The sequence below is a fragment of the Leclercia sp. GHBNCSD genome (genome assembly GCF_055805075.1).
The window spans coordinates 1,080,488-1,095,753 of record NZ_JBQVYO010000001.1 but is presented as its reverse complement, the minus strand read 5'-3'; the positions used below and the strand labels follow the sequence as shown (position 1 = coordinate 1,095,753).

The 15,266-nt window shown below is 55.3% G+C and carries 14 protein-coding genes; 7 read left to right on the top strand and 7 right to left on the bottom strand.

Annotated features, from left to right (window positions below; all coding sequences use genetic code 11):
* Positions 1-40 precede the first annotated feature (40 nt).
* Genes ACT3IC_RS05470 through mtnN form a run of 3 tightly spaced genes read right to left on the bottom strand, consistent with a single transcriptional unit; the run spans position 41 to position 2,172 of the window.
* Positions 41-664 (bottom strand): TRIC cation channel family protein, encoded by a 624-nt coding sequence (locus ACT3IC_RS05470; protein WP_103178325.1) that lies wholly within the window; start codon positions 662-664, stop codon positions 41-43.
* A 16-nt stretch (positions 665-680) separates the two neighbouring features.
* Positions 681-1,481: a vitamin B12 ABC transporter substrate-binding protein BtuF gene (gene btuF, locus ACT3IC_RS05465; protein ID WP_336997809.1), complete on the bottom strand. Its 801-nt coding sequence runs from the start codon at positions 1,479-1,481 to the stop codon at positions 681-683.
* Entirely contained in the window at positions 1,474-2,172 is a 699-nt protein-coding gene (gene mtnN / locus ACT3IC_RS05460; RefSeq protein WP_473476603.1) for a 5'-methylthioadenosine/S-adenosylhomocysteine nucleosidase, read from the bottom strand. The genes btuF and mtnN overlap by 8 nt, the downstream gene beginning before the upstream one ends.
* 82 nt (positions 2,173-2,254) lie before the next feature.
* On the opposite strand from mtnN, the gene dgt reads away from it, so the two are divergent.
* From dgt to cdaR, 3 genes are all read left to right on the top strand, one after another.
* Complete coding sequence (gene dgt / locus ACT3IC_RS05455) at positions 2,255-3,769, top strand: dGTPase (RefSeq protein ID WP_103178328.1); 1,515 nt, start codon at positions 2,255-2,257, stop codon at positions 3,767-3,769.
* 130 nt (positions 3,770-3,899) lie between these two features.
* Positions 3,900-5,327 carry a serine endoprotease DegP gene (degP, locus tag ACT3IC_RS05450; RefSeq protein ID WP_103178329.1) on the top strand — a complete coding sequence of 476 codons (1,428 nt, stop codon included), beginning with the start codon at positions 3,900-3,902 and terminating at the stop codon, positions 5,325-5,327.
* Positions 5,328-5,486: 159 nt separating this feature from the next.
* The gene (gene cdaR, locus ACT3IC_RS05445; RefSeq protein ID WP_103178330.1) at positions 5,487-6,644 is read left to right on the top strand and encodes a DNA-binding transcriptional regulator CdaR; all 1,158 of its coding nucleotides are present in this window, start codon (positions 5,487-5,489) and stop codon (positions 6,642-6,644) included.
* Between the two features lie 91 nt (positions 6,645-6,735).
* On the opposite strand, the gene ACT3IC_RS05440 is transcribed toward cdaR, so the two are convergent.
* From ACT3IC_RS05440 to map, 4 genes are all read right to left on the bottom strand, one after another.
* Positions 6,736-7,125 (bottom strand): DUF3461 family protein, encoded by a 390-nt coding sequence (locus tag ACT3IC_RS05440; RefSeq protein WP_032616607.1) that lies wholly within the window; start codon positions 7,123-7,125, stop codon positions 6,736-6,738.
* 111 nt (positions 7,126-7,236) lie between these two features.
* Complete coding sequence (gene dapD, locus ACT3IC_RS05435) at positions 7,237-8,061, bottom strand: 2,3,4,5-tetrahydropyridine-2,6-dicarboxylate N-succinyltransferase (RefSeq protein ID WP_008501915.1); 825 nt, start codon at positions 8,059-8,061, stop codon at positions 7,237-7,239.
* 30 nt (positions 8,062-8,091) lie between these two features.
* A complete protein-coding gene (glnD, locus tag ACT3IC_RS05430; RefSeq protein ID WP_156653936.1) occupies positions 8,092-10,767 on the bottom strand; it encodes a bifunctional uridylyltransferase/uridylyl-removing protein GlnD in 2,676 nt (891 codons plus the stop codon).
* Between the two features lie 62 nt (positions 10,768-10,829).
* On the bottom strand, positions 10,830-11,624 hold the full coding sequence (map, locus tag ACT3IC_RS05425) for a type I methionyl aminopeptidase (RefSeq protein WP_103178331.1): 795 nt from the start codon (positions 11,622-11,624) through the stop codon (positions 10,830-10,832).
* A 321-nt stretch (positions 11,625-11,945) separates the two neighbouring features.
* On the opposite strand from map, the gene rpsB reads away from it, so the two are divergent.
* The 4 genes from rpsB to frr all read left to right on the top strand — a co-directional run bounded on the left by rpsB (position 11,946) and on the right by frr (position 15,241).
* Positions 11,946-12,671 (top strand): 30S ribosomal protein S2, encoded by a 726-nt coding sequence (gene rpsB / locus ACT3IC_RS05420; RefSeq protein WP_103178332.1) that lies wholly within the window; start codon positions 11,946-11,948, stop codon positions 12,669-12,671.
* Between the two features lie 117 nt (positions 12,672-12,788).
* Entirely contained in the window at positions 12,789-13,640 is an 852-nt protein-coding gene (tsf, locus tag ACT3IC_RS05415) for a translation elongation factor Ts (protein ID WP_103178333.1), read from the top strand.
* A gap of 149 nt (positions 13,641-13,789) precedes the next feature.
* Entirely contained in the window at positions 13,790-14,515 is a 726-nt protein-coding gene (gene pyrH / locus ACT3IC_RS05410) for a UMP kinase (protein ID WP_032616613.1), read from the top strand.
* Positions 14,516-14,683: 168 nt separating this feature from the next.
* Positions 14,684-15,241: a ribosome recycling factor gene (gene frr, locus ACT3IC_RS05405; protein WP_103178334.1), complete on the top strand. Its 558-nt coding sequence runs from the start codon at positions 14,684-14,686 to the stop codon at positions 15,239-15,241.
* The last annotated feature ends 25 nt before the right edge of the window (positions 15,242-15,266 follow it).

The following is a 15,266-nucleotide window of genomic DNA, read 5'->3' as shown; positions in this document are numbered from 1 at the left end:
CGGTAATGCCCGGTGGCGCTTCGCTTACCGGGCCTACTCGCTATCTTCCATTATCATCCAGCGCAAAGGTTGGCAGCTTCAGATGCCAGCGGATTGCCGCCAGTCTGATTGCCAGCGTTACCACCATCCCCAGCATCGCCGCCTGTTCCAGCGGAACATGAAAGGTATACCAGGCCGTGGCGTGAACGATCCCGCCCAGAATACAGGCCGTAGCGTAGATTTCCGTTCGCAGGATCATCGGCACTTCGCGCGCCAGAATATCGCGGATAATCCCGCCGCCCACGCCGGTCACCACCCCCATACAGATCGCCACCATCGGGCCGGTGCCAGCCATAAAGGCTTTGTTTACGCCAATCCCGACGAACACCGCGAGGCCCACCGCATCCAGCACCGGCAGCAGCCATTTCGGCAGGCGACGCGGCTGGCGGACGAGAATGATGGTTAACATACAGGTGACCATGGCGACCACCAGGTCGGTGGGATCCTTGACCCAGAATACCGGGCCATGATCCAGCGCCATGTCGCGGATCGTTCCCCCGCCGACGGCCGTGACCACGCCCAACACCAGCACGCCAAACGGATCCATGCGTAACTTACCGGCCAGCAGAACGCCGGAAATCGCAAAAACGGCTGTGCCAAGAATATCCAGCCAGTAAACGAGCATCGTAATCCTCGAGAAATTAGTGACTCTGCGACAGCGCAGAGCAGAGTTGTTTTGCGGCGAGGATAATACGCGGGCTCGCGCGCTCAAACCAGTCACTGTTCAGCGGAATCACGGGTATTTTTAGCTGACCTTGCCAGTACTGTTCTATTTTAGGAATATCGCCCGCCGAACCGCCCACCACAATCGCCTGAGGCTGGCGCGCCAGTACTTGCTCACGGCTCACCTGGGGCCAGGGAACCCGGCTGGCCGCGAAGATATTTTCTCCGCCACACAGCTCAACAACCTGATGTTGCAGGGAGCCCTGGCTGGTGGTGAACAGCGGCTGTTGACCGAACTGAATGAATACCCGCTTTTTCGGCAGTGTGCCGTAGGTGGCCTTGAGGGCGGCAAAATCAGCCATCATCTGCTGCGCGGCCTGTTGCGCCTGTCCCGGTGTCGGGCTCCAGCGGGCAAGATCGCGCAGGGCCCGGGCGATCTGTTCAATGCGGGTGGCATCGATCCACTGCACTTTTATGCCGAGCGAGGTGAGCTGGTTGACCTGACGCTCGGCATTGCCGCCGCGCCAGGCCAGCACCAGATCGGGCTTCAGCGCGACGATGCGTTCAACATTTATGCCTTGCCAGGTGGCGACCTGTTCAATGTTAGCGGCTTCGGGAGGATAGTCGGAATAACTGCTGACCCCGACGGGGGTGATCCCGGCGGCAAACGCCAGTTCGGTATTGGCAGGGGAGAGGGTAATTACACGCGGCGCGGCCAGAAGCCACGCCGGTGTCAGCAGAAGCAGCGCAAGCAGCGCCCTTTTGAGCGGCTTAGCCACGCGCCAGTTTCTGCACCAGCGTCTCAACCATCAGGCTGGACTGTTTGGCAGCAACCACGAGGAACTCGTCGAAGCTCAGGTGGGACTGCTGATCGGCAACGTCGGAGATGGCGCGAACCACGACAAACGGCACGCTGAAGTTATGGCAAACGTGCGCGATGGCGGTCGCTTCCATTTCCACGGCGATCGCCTGCGGGAAGTTGTGACGGATTTTCGCCAGGTTCACGGAGCCGTTGATAAAGGCGTCGCCGCTGACAATCAGGCCGCGCACGGCGTTAAGGTTCAGCTCTGCGATGCAACTTTCCGCAGCGGCAACCAGTTTTTCATCGGCCTTAAAGCCTGTCGGGCAGCCCGGAAGCTGGCCATACTCGTAACCAAAGGCGGTCACATCGGCGTCGTGGTAGCGCGCTTCGTCAGAGACCACGATATCGCCCACTTTCAGGGTTGATGCAAGACCGCCCGCAGAGCCGGTGTTAATAATCACGTCTGGCTTGCAGCGCTCCAGCAGCAGGGTGGCGCCCAGCGCGGCGGAAACTTTACCGATACCCGATTTCAGCAGAGCTACTTCAGTTCCGTTCAGCGTGCCAGTGTAAATTTCGCAACCGCCCAGAGAGAGGGTCTGACGGTTCTCAATTTTGTCACGCAGCAGCGTAACTTCTTCTTCCATTGCTCCAATAATACCGATTTTCATAGATTTACTCGCGATGTGCCTTGTTAAGATGCATAGTCTATCATGCGGTTAAGGGGAAACGCATTCTCACGCGGGGGAGCACATGGCACCAATCGATTTTCGCACCAAAATTAACTGGCAGCGTCGCTACCGCTCTCCGCAGGGGAACAAGAGCGAACACGAGATCCTGCGGATCTTTGAAAGCGACCGCGGGCGCATCATTAACTCTCCGGCGATCCGTCGGTTACAGCAAAAAACGCAGGTCTTCCCGCTCGAACGCAACGCCGCCGTGCGTACCCGGCTCACCCACTCGCTGGAGGTTCAGCAGGTGGGGCGCTACATCGCCAAAGAGATCCTGAGCCGCCTCAAAGAGCAGCGCCTGCTGGCAACCTACGGCCTGGACGAGCTGACGGGGCCGTTCGAAAGCATCGTTGAGATGGCGTGCCTGATGCACGATATCGGTAATCCCCCCTTTGGTCATTTTGGCGAAGCGGCGATCAATGACTGGTTCCGCCAGCGTCTGTACCCTGCCGATGCGGCAAGCCAGCCGCTGAGCGACGATCGCTGCGTGGTGCAGGATTTGCGGCTGCGTGAAGGCGAAGAGGCGCTGAACGCGCTTCGTCGCAAGGTGCGCCAGGATTTGTGTCACTTTGAGGGGAATGCACAGGGCATCCGGATGGTGCACTCCCTGATGCGCATGAACCTCACCTGGGCACAGGTGGGATGCATTCTGAAATATACCCGTCCCGCCTGGTGGCAGGGCGATCCCCCCGCGACGCACAATTATTTGATGAAAAAGCCGGGCTATTATTTCTCTGAAGAGGCGTATATAGAGCGGCTGCGTCAGGAGCTCTCTCTTCCGCAGTATGGTCGTTTTCCATTAACCTGGATTATGGAAGCGGCAGACGATATCTCCTATTGCGTTGCCGATCTGGAAGATGCCGTCGAAAAAAGAATATTCAGCGTCGAGGGGCTTTATCAGCATCTTTATGATGCCTGGGGTAACCATGAAAAAGGTTCATTGTTTTCGCAGGTTGTCGAAAACGCGTGGGAGAAATCACGTTCGAACACCCTCAGCCGCAGCACCGAAGATCAGTTCTTTATGTATTTACGCGTCAATACCCTTAATAAACTGGTGCCCTATGCGGCTGAGCGTTTTATAGACAATATTGAACAGATCTACCGAGGGGAATTTAACCATGCGCTGCTCGAGGATGATAGTGGATTCAGTCAACTCCTTGAGCTCTATAAGAATGTGGCGATGCGGCACGTGTTCAGCCATCCGGATGTCGAGCAGCTGGAATTACAGGGCTATCGCGTGATAACCGGCCTGCTGGAGATCTATCGCCCGCTGCTGCAATTATCGGTGGACGACTTTAGTGAGCTGGTTGAAAAGGAACGGGTACGCCGTTTTCCGATTGAAACGCGGCTATTTCATAAACTTTCGACGCGCCATCGGCTGGCATATGTGGAATCTATCGGTAAATTAAATCGCCAGCAGGCAGACTGGCCGGTGCTGGAGTTTTATTATCGCTGCCGGCTGATTCAGGACTATATCAGCGGAATGACGGACTTGTATGCATGGGATGAATACCGCAAGTTGATGGCGGTGGAATAAAGGAGAGTTTTGTAAAGACGGACAATAAATTTTTACTTTTTCCAGAAACTTAATACCGGAACTAAGCGCAGCAAAACGAATCTGATATACACAGCAATTGTGCGTGACCTGTAAATCGAGATTAAGAAACATGAAAAAAACCACTTTAGCAATGAGTGCACTGGCTCTGAGTTTAGGATTAGCGTTGTCTCCACTGTCTGCTAGCGCAGCGGAGACCGTATCGTCGGCCGCCACTGCACAGCAGATGCCAAGCCTGGCGCCGATGCTGGAAAAAGTGATGCCATCGGTGGTCAGTATCAATGTCGAGGGCAGCACCACCGTCAACACGCCACGCATGCCACGTAACTTCCAGCAGTTCTTCGGCGATAACTCGCCGTTCTGCCAGGACGGTTCACCGTTCCAGAGCTCTCCATTCTGCCAGGGCGATGGCGGCGGTAACGGCGGCGGCCAGCAGCAGAAGTTTATGGCGCTGGGCTCCGGTGTCATCATCGATGCCGCCAAAGGCTACGTCGTCACCAACAACCACGTGGTGGATAACGCCACCAGCATTAAGGTACAACTGAGCGACGGGCGTAAGCTCGACGCCAAAATCGTCGGGAAAGATCCTCGCTCTGATATCGCCCTGATTCAGATTCAGGATCCGAAAAACCTGACCGCGATTAAGCTCGCCGACTCTGACGCGCTGCGCGTGGGGGATTACACCGTGGCTATCGGTAACCCGTTCGGTCTGGGTGAGACGGTCACCTCTGGTATCGTTTCTGCCCTTGGCCGTAGCGGTCTGAACGCAGAAAACTACGAAAACTTTATCCAGACGGATGCGGCGATTAACCGCGGTAACTCCGGTGGTGCGCTGGTCAACCTGAACGGTGAGTTGATCGGGATTAACACCGCGATCCTCGCCCCGGACGGCGGCAACATCGGCATTGGCTTCGCTATCCCAAGTAACATGGTGAAAAACCTGACGGCGCAAATGGTTGAGTTTGGTCAGGTTAAGCGCGGTGAGCTGGGTATTCTGGGCACCGAGCTGAACTCCGAGCTGGCGAAAGCCATGAAGGTTGATGCCCAGCGCGGTGCCTTTGTCAGCCAGGTCATGCCAAACTCCTCCGCAGCGAAAGCGGGGATCAAGGCCGGTGACGTGATCACCACCCTGAACGGCAAACCGGTAAGCAGCTTCGCGGCACTGCGTGCGGAAGTGGGCTCCATGCCGGTAGGCAGCAAAGTGACCCTGGGTCTGCTGCGTGAAGGTAAACCGGTTAATGTGAACCTGGAACTGCAGCAGAGCAGCCAGAATCAGGTGGATGCCGGCACCATCTTCAGCGGCATCGAAGGTGCGGATATGAGCAACAAAGGCCAGGATAAAGGCGTGTCGGTGGACAACGTTAAAGCCAACAGCCCGGCTGCCCGTATCGGCCTGAAGAAAGGGGATGTGATTATCGGCGCCAACCAGCAGCCGGTTAAGAACATCGCTGAACTGCGCAAAATCCTCGACAGCAAACCGTCGGTACTGGCGCTGAATATCCAGCGTGGCGACACCTCTCTCTATCTGCTGATGCAGTAATCCGTTCAGCCCCTGCTTCCCTACGGAAACAGGGGCTTTTTTCTGCCTTTCTGTGAACCCTTCCACAAGTCCATACTTCTCCCTGTGAGTTTGTGCATTTGCACAATGCGGCACTGATTAATCTTCCTTATGCTTGAGCTCTGCTCAGAGGAGGGCGACATGGCTGGCTGGCATCTTGATACCAAAATGGCGCAGGATATTGTGGCGCGAACAATGCGCATCATCGACACCAATATCAACGTGATGGACGCACGTGGCCGGATCATCGGCAGTGGCGATCGCGAGCGTATTGGGGAATTGCACGAAGGTGCACTGCTGGTGCTCTCCCAGGGGCGCGTGGTGGATATTGATGACGCGGTGGCGCGACATCTGCACGGTGTGCGGCAGGGGATCAACCTGCCGCTGCGCCTTGAGGGCGAAATTGTCGGGGTTATCGGGCTGACCGGTGAGCCGGAATCTTTGCGCAAATATGGCGAGCTGGTCTGTATGACGGCGGAGATGATGCTGGAGCAATCCCGCCTGATGCACCTGCTGGCGCAGGACAGCCGCCTGCGTGAAGAGCTGGTCATGAACCTGATCCAGGCGGAAGAGCATACCCCGGCATTAACGGAGTGGGCTCAACGCCTGGGTATCGACCTTAACCAGCCCCGCGTTGTAGCGGTCATTGAGGTCGATAGCGGGCAGCTGGGCGTCGATAGCGCCATGGTGGAGCTGCAACAGCTGCAGAACGCGCTGGCCACGCCGGAGCGCAATAACCTGGTGGCGATCGTCTCGTTAACGGAAATGGTGGTGCTGAAACCGGCGTTAAACCAGTTTGGCCGCTGGGATGCAGAAGATCATCGTCGCCGCGTGGAGCAGCTGATTGCGCGGATGAAAGAGAACGGGCAGCTGCGTTTTCGTGTGGCATTAGGTAACTATTTTACCGGTCCGGGAAGCATCGCCCGCTCCTGGCGCACGGCCCGAACCACGATGATGGTCGGCAAGCAGCGTATGCCGGAAAGCCGCAGCTATTTTTACCAGGATTTGATGTTGCCGGTGCTCCTCGACAGCCTGCGCGGCGGCTGGCAGGCCAACGAACTGGCGCGTCCACTGGTGCGTCTGAAAGCGATGGATAACAACGGCCTGCTGCGGCGCACCTTACAGGCATGGTTCCGTCATAACGTACAGCCACTGGCGACCTCAAAAGCGCTCTTTATTCATCGTAATACGCTGGAGTACCGCCTGAACCGGATATCGGAGTTAACGGGGCTGGATCTGGGGAATTTTGACGACCGTCTGTTGCTGTATGTGGCCTTGCAGTTGGACGAGCAGCGGTGATTTTTGCCCGGTGGCGTTGCGCTTACCGGGCCTACAAAACCCGGGAGTAGGCCGGGTAAGGCGAAGCCGCCACCCGGCACACAGGAACGGCTTATTTGTTACGGGTCAGCTTCTCAAGATCCGCTTCGATTTCCGTGATCTTGTGGGCAACCACGCTTTCCAGATGACGCAGGTCATCCAGGATCTTACGCTTCAGATCCACTTCAGTGCGATCGCGCTGGCAAATCTGATCCAGTTCATCGATCACATAGCGCAGATTTGGGCTGATCTCCTGCACCTCTTTGTAACCCTGGCCGATGCCATCGGCAACGACAGTTTTACGCTGGCGCGGGTACTTGAACTTTACACTTTTGGCGAAGAACTCGCCCTTATCCTTGTGAAAATAGATTTTCAGGATATCGTTATTGGCTTCCTGACGGAGGCTGTAACGGTCAATTTCATCAGGATTAGTAATGCCCAGACTTTTCAGATTATCGTACATAGCGGTACCCTTGATCTCAACATAACCCATGAATAATTCACGAAAAAATCTATTTTCGCCACCCTCAGATATAAAAAAAGCGGGGTCGCCCCCGCTTTTTGTTATACCCGATTAATCGATGGTGCGCAGTAGTTCGTTGATACCAACTTTGCCGCGAGTTTTCGCATCGACTTTTTTAACGATCACCGCACAGTACAGGCTGTATTTGCCATCTTTAGAAGGCAGGTTGCCGGATACCACCACGGAGCCCGCCGGAACGCGACCGTAATGCACTTCACCGGTTTCACGATCGTAAATACGGGTGCTCTGGCCGATGTAGACGCCCATGGAGATCACGGAACCTTCTTCTACGATCACGCCTTCAACCACTTCGGAGCGTGCGCCGATGAAGCAGTTGTCTTCGATAATGGTCGGATTAGCCTGCAGCGGCTCAAGAACCCCACCGATACCCACGCCGCCAGAGAGGTGGACGTTTTTACCGATCTGCGCACAGGAGCCAACGGTCGCCCAGGTATCTACCATGGTACCTTCGTCAACGTAAGCACCGATGTTAACGTAAGAAGGCATCAACACGGTGTTGCGGGCAATGAATGCACCCTGACGAACGGCTGCTGGTGGCACCACGCGGAAGCCTTCTTTCTGGAAACGCGCTTCGTCGTAATCGGCGAATTTCATCGGGACTTTATCGAAGTAGCGGCTTTCCGCACCGTCGATAACCTGGTTATCGTTAATACGGAAAGAGAGCAGTACCGCTTTCTTCAGCCACTGGTGAGTGACCCACTGACCGTCGATCTTTTCGGCTACACGCAGCGCGCCGGAATCAAGCAGAGAAATAACCTGATTAACCGCCTCGCGGGTCACGGTATCCACATTTGCCGGAGTAATTTCGGCGCGACGCTCAAAAGCGGACTCAATAACGTTCTGTAACTGCTGCATAGTTCAACTCTTTCCAGGTAAAAAAAAACATCACCCTTTATCGTTTGGATTGAGGGCTGCTGTCAACCGTTGTTGCACTTCCTGTTGCAGGGCATTATTAAGCCCACGACGGTCGGCGGTGGCGATTATAAATAAATCTTCTACTCGCTCGCCAATGGTTGTAATTCTGGCGCCATGCAGCGAAATTCCCAGATCCGCAAAAACCTGCCCGACCCGGGCCAGCAGCCCCGGCTGGTCGAGGGCGATCAGCTCGAGAAACGATTTCCGGTCGGTATGGGTGGGCAGGAAATTGACCTCGGTATCGACGGTAAAGTGGCGCAGTTTTGCCGGTTGCCGACGGGGCTGCGGCGGCTGCCAGCTGCGCTGGGTGATCGCCTGCTCCAGCCCGAAGCGGATCGGCTCGTGACGATCTGCCGACAGCGGACTGCCGTCCGGCTCCAGCACAATAAAGGTATCCATCGCCATGCCGTCGCGGGTGGTGAAAATCTGCGCGTCATGCACGCTGAGGTTACGTCTGTCGAGTTCCGCACAGACGGCGGCGAACAGGTAAGGGCGGTCGGGGCTCCAGATGAAGATCTCTGTTCCCCCGCGGGTCGCCTGTGGGCTCAGCAGGATCAACGGTTTCGTCAGATCGTGCTGCAACAGATGGCGCGCATGCCAGGCCAGCTGGTTTGGGCTGTGGCGCACAAAATAGTTGGCGCGACAGCGGGCCCAAATCTGATGCAGCGCCTCTTCATTAATATTCTCCATCCGCAGCAGCGCCAGAGCCTGCATCTGATGATGTCGCACGCGTTCGCGCATGTCCGGGGTGCTCTGCATGCCGCGACGCAGCTGTTTCTCGGTGGCGAAATAGAGCTCGCGCAGCAGGCTCTGCTTCCAGCTGTTCCACAGCGTCTCGTTGGTGGCGCAAATATCGGCTACCGTCAGGCAGACCAGGAAGCGCAGGCGGTTTTCCGTCTGCACCTCTTCGGCAAACTGTTTGATCACCTCAGGATCCTGAATATCGCGCCGCTGGGCGGTGACCGACATCAGCAGATGATGACGGACCAGCCAGGCGACCAGCTGGGTTTCGCGCGAATTGAGCCCGTGTAGTTCGGCGAATTTCAGCACGTCCTCCGCACCCAGGATCGAGTGGTCGCCGCCGCGCCCTTTGGCGATATCGTGGAACAGGGCGGCAATCAGGATCAGCTCCGGGTTGGTGAGACGAGGCCAGAGTTCAACGCAGAGTGGGTGACGGCTGCGCACCTCCTCCTGGGCGAAGCTCTCCAGCTTCAGCATCACGCGGATGGTGTGTTCATCAACGGTATAGGCATGGAACAGGTCAAACTGCATCTGGCCGACGATATGCGACCACTGCGGCATATAGGCCCAGAGCACGCTGTGACGGTGCATTGGCAACAGCCCGCGGCTTACCGCACCCGGATGACGCAACATGCTCAGAAAAAGCGACCGCGCTTCCGGAATGTAGCACAGCGGCTGAGTGAGATGGCGGCGGGCATGGCGCAGATGGCGCAGGGTGGTGGAGTAGATCCCGGTGATGGTGCTGTTACGCACCATGGCGTAAAACATCCGCAGGATCGCTTCCGGCTTGCGGATGAACAGCGTCTCGTCACGCAGGTCGATCAGCGTGCCCCGCAGCTGAAACTCATCGTCGATCGGACGCGGTTTTTCATCGGCGGTCAGGGCGAGGATCGCCTCATCAAACAGCTGCAATAGCATCTGATTAAGCTCCCCCACGCGACGGGTAACGCGGAAGAAATCTTTCATCATCTGCTCGACCGGCTCGTTGCCTTCGCCGCTGTAGTGCAGGCGCTGGGCGACGCTTAACTGACGATCGAACAGCAGGCGGTTGTCGTAGCGGGTCACTTCGAGATGCAGGGCAAAACGGATGCGCCACAGCAGGTGCAGGCACTCATTTAGCTCGTTACGCTCCGCTTCGGTGAGAAAACCAAAACCGACCATCTCATCGAGCGAAGTGGCGCCGAAATGGCGACGGGCCACCCACTGCAGGGTATGAATATCGCGCAGGCCGCCGGGGCTGCTTTTGATGTCCGGCTCCAGGTTGTAGCTGGTACCGTGGTAGCGCTGGTGGCGCACCTGCTGTTCATCGACTTTGGCGGCGAAGAACTTCTCCGATGGCCAGAACCCCTCGCTGAAAATATGTTTTTGCAGCTCAAGAAACAGCGCCACGTCGCCAATCAGCAGACGCGATTCAATCAGGTTGGTGGCGACGGTGAGATCGGATAACCCCTCCAGCAGACACTCTTCCAGGGTACGTACGCTGTGGCCGACTTCCAGCTTGACGTCCCACAGCAGGGTCAACAGTTCGCCCACTTTTTGCGCCTGCTCGTCAGGCAGCTTTTTGCGGCTCAGGATCAGCAGATCGATATCCGACAGCGGGTGCAGCTCGCCACGACCATAGCCGCCAACGGCCACCAGCGCGACGTCGGCCAACTGGCCAAAACCGTAAGCAATCCACAAACGCTGCAGAAGCTGATCGATAAATTCCGTGCGCGCCTCAATCAGCGCTTCGGCGGAGATCCCGCTGTCAAAGGCCTCGCCCAGCCAGCGCTGGAAAGTGTCGATATGCGCTTTAATACCCGCGCACGTCAGCTCGGCCGTGGGCCAGACGCCGGGGTTATCCGGCTGACCAGGAAGGGTGGGGAGTGCCGTATTGGCATACTGTTCGGGTAAAAGGTTACTCATTGCGCGCCACCCATAAGAAAAAACGATAGCCATTAAAAAAGCCGGCATTTGCCGGCTTCTTATCATGCGTCTTGCGAGAGTATCGCCGGGATGGTGTCATCCTTGCGTAACGTCAGAATTTCGCAGCCGTTGTCTGTCACCACAATAGTATGCTCGTACTGGGCAGACAAGCTCCGGTCTTTGGTTTTAACCGTCCAGCCATCCTTCATGGTACGGATGCGGTAATCGCCGGAGTTGACCATCGGCTCGATGGTGAAGGTCATGCCCGCCTGCAGCACCACGCCGCCGTCATCAGCATCATAGTGCAGAACCTGCGGCTCTTCGTGGAAGACCCGGCCAATACCGTGACCGCAGTATTCGCGCACCACAGAGAAACCCTGGGCTTCAACGAATTTCTGAATCGCCGCACCGAGAGTACGCAGGCGAATGCCCGGCTTAACCATCTTCAGCGCCAGATAAAGGCTCTCCTGGGTCACCTTGCACAGGCGCTCACCCAGAATGGTTGGTTTGCCGACGATGAACATCTTAGAGGTGTCACCGTGGTAGTCATCTTTAATGACGGTCACGTCGATGTTAACGATGTCGCCATCTTTCAGCAGTTTTTCGTCATCCGGAATGCCGTGGCACACCACTTCATTAATAGAGATGCAGACGGATTTCGGGAAGCCGTGATAGCCGAGGCAGGCGGAGACCGCATGCTGCTCGTTCACGATATAGTCGTTACAGATGCGATCCAGTTCGCCTGTGCTAACGCCCGGCTTAACGAACGGCTCGATCATTTCCAGCACTTCAGCGGCCAGACGACCGGCGACGCGCATCTTTTCAATTTCTTCAGGTGTCTTAATAGAGATAGCCATGTAATCTGTCCATCGGTGTCGTTTTTTTCGACAATACTAGTCTAAGTGTTGTCAATGGTAACAGTCAGGCGCACATGCTGCCAAACTGAGATTCCTTTACCGCACACACCGCCAACAATTGTTGGTTTCGGGTAGCGATTTGTGATATAAAGCGCGCCGGACTTCCGATCCATTTCAGATACACAGGATGGACGGGAGCGACAAATCTCACTTTGTGTAACAACACACACGTATCGGCACATATTCCGGGGTGCCCTTTGGGGTCGGTAATATGGGATACGTGGAGGCATAACCCCAACTTTTAAATAGAGGTTTTAAAACATGGCAACTGTTTCCATGCGCGACATGCTCAAGGCTGGTGTTCACTTCGGTCACCAGACCCGTTACTGGAACCCGAAAATGAAGCCTTTCATCTTCGGCGCACGTAACAAAGTTCACATCATCAACCTTGAGAAAACTGTACCAATGTTCAACGAAGCCCTGGCTGAGCTGAACAAGATCTCTTCCCGTAAAGGTAAGATTCTGTTCGTTGGTACTAAGCGCGCTGCAAGCGAAGCTGTGAAAGAAGCTGCTAACAGCTGCGACCAGTTCTTCGTGAACCATCGCTGGCTGGGCGGTATGCTGACTAACTGGAAAACCGTTCGTCAGTCCATCAAGCGCCTGAAAGATCTGGAAACCCAGTCTCAGGACGGTACTTTCGAAAAGCTGACCAAAAAAGAAGCGCTGATGCGCACTCGTGAGCTGGACAAGCTGGAAAACAGCCTGGGCGGTATCAAAGACATGGGCGGCCTGCCGGACGCACTGTTCGTTATCGATGCTGACCACGAGCACATCGCAATCAAAGAAGCTAACAACCTGGGTATCCCAGTATTCGCAATCGTTGATACCAACTCCGATCCGGACGGTGTTGACTTCGTTATCCCGGGTAACGACGATGCAATCCGTGCTGTTAGCCTGTACCTGAGCGCTGTAGCTACTACCGTTCGTGAAGGCCGTTCCCAGGATCTGGCTTCTCAGGCGGAAGAAAGCTTCGTAGAAGCTGAATAATAAGGTTCTACCCCTTATTAGTACCGTGTATGAATAGGGGCCCATTACCGGCCCCTTTTTTCAATTTATACTGTTTGGCCGCAGGCCGGGCAGTTCACATCTCCCGAGGATTTTAGAATGGCTGAAATTACCGCATCCCTGGTAAAAGAGCTGCGTGAACGTACTAGCGCAGGCATGATGGAGTGTAAGAAAGCGCTGGTTGAAGCTAACGGCGACATCGAGCTGGCTATCGAAAACATGCGTAAATCCGGTGCGATCAAAGCAGCTAAGAAAGCAGGCAACGTTGCTGCTGACGGCGTGATCAAAACCAAAATCGAAGGCAACTTCGGCGTGATTCTGGAAGTTAACTGCCAGACTGACTTCGTTGCTAAAGATGGTGGTTTCCAGGCATTCGCTGACAAAGTACTGGACGCAGCTGTTGCAGGTAAAGTGACTGATGTTGAAGTCCTGAAAGCACAGTTCGAAGAAGAGCGCGTTGCGCTGGTAGCGAAAATCGGTGAGAACATCAACATCCGCCGTGTTGCTATCCTCGAAGGTGACGTTCTGAACAGCTACCAGCACGGTGCACGTATCGGTGTTCTGGTTGCGGCTAAAGGCGCTGACGAAGAGCTGGTTAAACAGCTGGCAATGCACGTTGCTGCAAGCAAGCCAGAATTCGTTAAGCCAGAAGACGTCTCTGCTGAAGTGGTAGAAAAAGAGTACCAGGTTCAGCTGGACATCGCCATGCAGTCTGGCAAGCCAAAAGAGATCGCAGAGAAAATGGTTGAAGGCCGCATGAAGAAATTCACCGGCGAAGTTTCTCTGACTGGTCAGCCATTCGTTATGGATCCAAGCAAATCTGTTGCGCAGCTGCTGAAAGAGCACAACGCTGACGTAACTGGCTTCATCCGCTTCGAAGTGGGCGAAGGCATCGAGAAAGTTGAGACTGACTTCGCAGCAGAAGTTGCTGCAATGTCCAAGCAGTCTTAATCAGCGAAAAGAAGCCGCCTGAGGGCGGCTTCTTTTTGTGTACGGCAGTGTAATTCAGCCAGACGCCTATAGAGTCTGTGTTGAGATGCGATATATCATGTCGCCAGAATTAACCTCATCTTAATCGTTGACAGTCCCAGGAAAGAAATATGGCTACCAATGCAAAACCTGTTTACAAACGTATTCTGCTTAAGCTGAGTGGCGAAGCGCTGCAGGGGTCGGAAGGCTTCGGTATTGACGCAAGCATCCTTGACCGCATGGCGCAGGAGATCAAAGAACTGGTTGAACTGGGCATCCAGGTTGGCGTAGTCATTGGCGGTGGTAACCTTTTCCGTGGTGCAGGGCTGGCAAAAGCTGGCATGAACCGCGTTGTGGGCGATCACATGGGTATGCTGGCAACGGTCATGAATGGCCTGGCAATGCGTGATGCCCTGCATCGTGCCTATGTGAATGCGCGCCTGATGTCCGCTATTCCTTTGAATGGCGTCTGTGATAACTACAGCTGGGCCGAAGCGATCAGCCTGCTGCGCAATAACCGCGTGGTGATCCTCTCCGCCGGTACGGGTAACCCGTTCTTTACGACCGATTCCGCAGCCTGCCTGCGCGGTATCGAAATCGAAGCCGATGTGGTGCTGAAAGCCACTAAAGTGGATGGCGTGTTTACTGCCGATCCGGCAAAAGATCCTGCGGCGACCATGTACGATCAGCTGACCTATAGCGAAGTACTGGATAAAGAGCTGAAAGTGATGGATCTTGCCGCCTTCACGCTGGCTCGCGACCACAAATTGCCGATTCGTGTCTTCAACATGAATAAGCCTGGCGCGCTGCGTCGCGTTGTAATGGGCGAAAAAGAAGGCACTTTGATCACGGAATAATTTCCGTCGACGATAAATACAGGTAAGATTCCGCTCTACTTTCTATGGGTTTCTTACCTGGACACGCCCCGGGCGTTGTCATGAATTAAACGGGACTATACTTAGCACATCATTAACGGTGGTGCTGGCGGATAGTCTGCCTGAGACAAGTTTTCAAGGATTCGTAACGTGATTAACGACATCAGAAAAGATGCTGAAGTACGCATGGATAAATGCGTCGAAGCGTTCAAAAACCAAATCAGCAAAATTCGTACAGGCCGTGCTTCCCCAAGCCTGCTGGACGGCATCGTGGTGGAATACTACGGCACGCCGACTCCACTGCGTCAGCTGGCTAACGTGACGGTCGAAGATACCCGTACGCTGAAAATCAACGTCTTTGACCGCTCTATGGGCCCGGCCGTTGAGAAAGCGATCATGGCCTCCGATCTGGGTCTGAACCCAAGCTCAGCCGGTACAGACATTCGCGTTCCACTGCCACCGCTGACCGAAGAGCGTCGTAAAGACCTGATCAAAGTGGTACGTGGCGAAGCCGAGCAGGGCCGTGTTTCCGTACGTAACGTTCGCCGCGACGCGAACGATAAAGTGAAGGCGCTGCTGAAAGAGAAAGAGATCAGCGAAGACGACGATCGCCGTTCCCAGGACGACGTTCAGAAACTGACCGACGCCGCTATCAAGAAAATTGACGCGGCGCTGGCAGAAAAAGAAGCAGAACTGATGCAGTTCTGATTTCTGTCGTAATCTGATAAAACGC

What these genes read in the sequence shown, in the direction of transcription:
- dgt (WP_103178328.1), top strand. Translation starts at nt 2,255, where the DNA reads ATGGCACCAATCGATTTTCGCACCAAAATTAACTGGCAGCGTCGCTAC.
- dapD (WP_008501915.1), bottom strand. Translation starts at nt 8,061, where the DNA reads ATGCAGCAGTTACAGAACGTTATTGAGTCCGCTTTTGAGCGTCGCGCC.
- tsf (WP_103178333.1), top strand. Translation starts at nt 12,789, where the DNA reads ATGGCTGAAATTACCGCATCCCTGGTAAAAGAGCTGCGTGAACGTACT.
- ACT3IC_RS05470 (WP_103178325.1), bottom strand. Translation starts at nt 664, where the DNA reads ATGCTCGTTTACTGGCTGGATATTCTTGGCACAGCCGTTTTTGCGATT.
- rpsB (WP_103178332.1), top strand. Translation starts at nt 11,946, where the DNA reads ATGGCAACTGTTTCCATGCGCGACATGCTCAAGGCTGGTGTTCACTTC.
- mtnN (WP_473476603.1), bottom strand. Translation starts at nt 2,172, where the DNA reads ATGAAAATCGGTATTATTGGAGCAATGGAAGAAGAAGTTACGCTGCTG.
- glnD (WP_156653936.1), bottom strand. Translation starts at nt 10,767, where the DNA reads ATGAGTAACCTTTTACCCGAACAGTATGCCAATACGGCACTCCCCACC.
- ACT3IC_RS05440 (WP_032616607.1), bottom strand. Translation starts at nt 7,125, where the DNA reads ATGTACGATAATCTGAAAAGTCTGGGCATTACTAATCCTGATGAAATT.
- pyrH (WP_032616613.1), top strand. Translation starts at nt 13,790, where the DNA reads ATGGCTACCAATGCAAAACCTGTTTACAAACGTATTCTGCTTAAGCTG.
- cdaR (WP_103178330.1), top strand. Translation starts at nt 5,487, where the DNA reads ATGGCTGGCTGGCATCTTGATACCAAAATGGCGCAGGATATTGTGGCG.
- degP (WP_103178329.1), top strand. Translation starts at nt 3,900, where the DNA reads ATGAAAAAAACCACTTTAGCAATGAGTGCACTGGCTCTGAGTTTAGGA.
- map (WP_103178331.1), bottom strand. Translation starts at nt 11,624, where the DNA reads ATGGCTATCTCTATTAAGACACCTGAAGAAATTGAAAAGATGCGCGTC.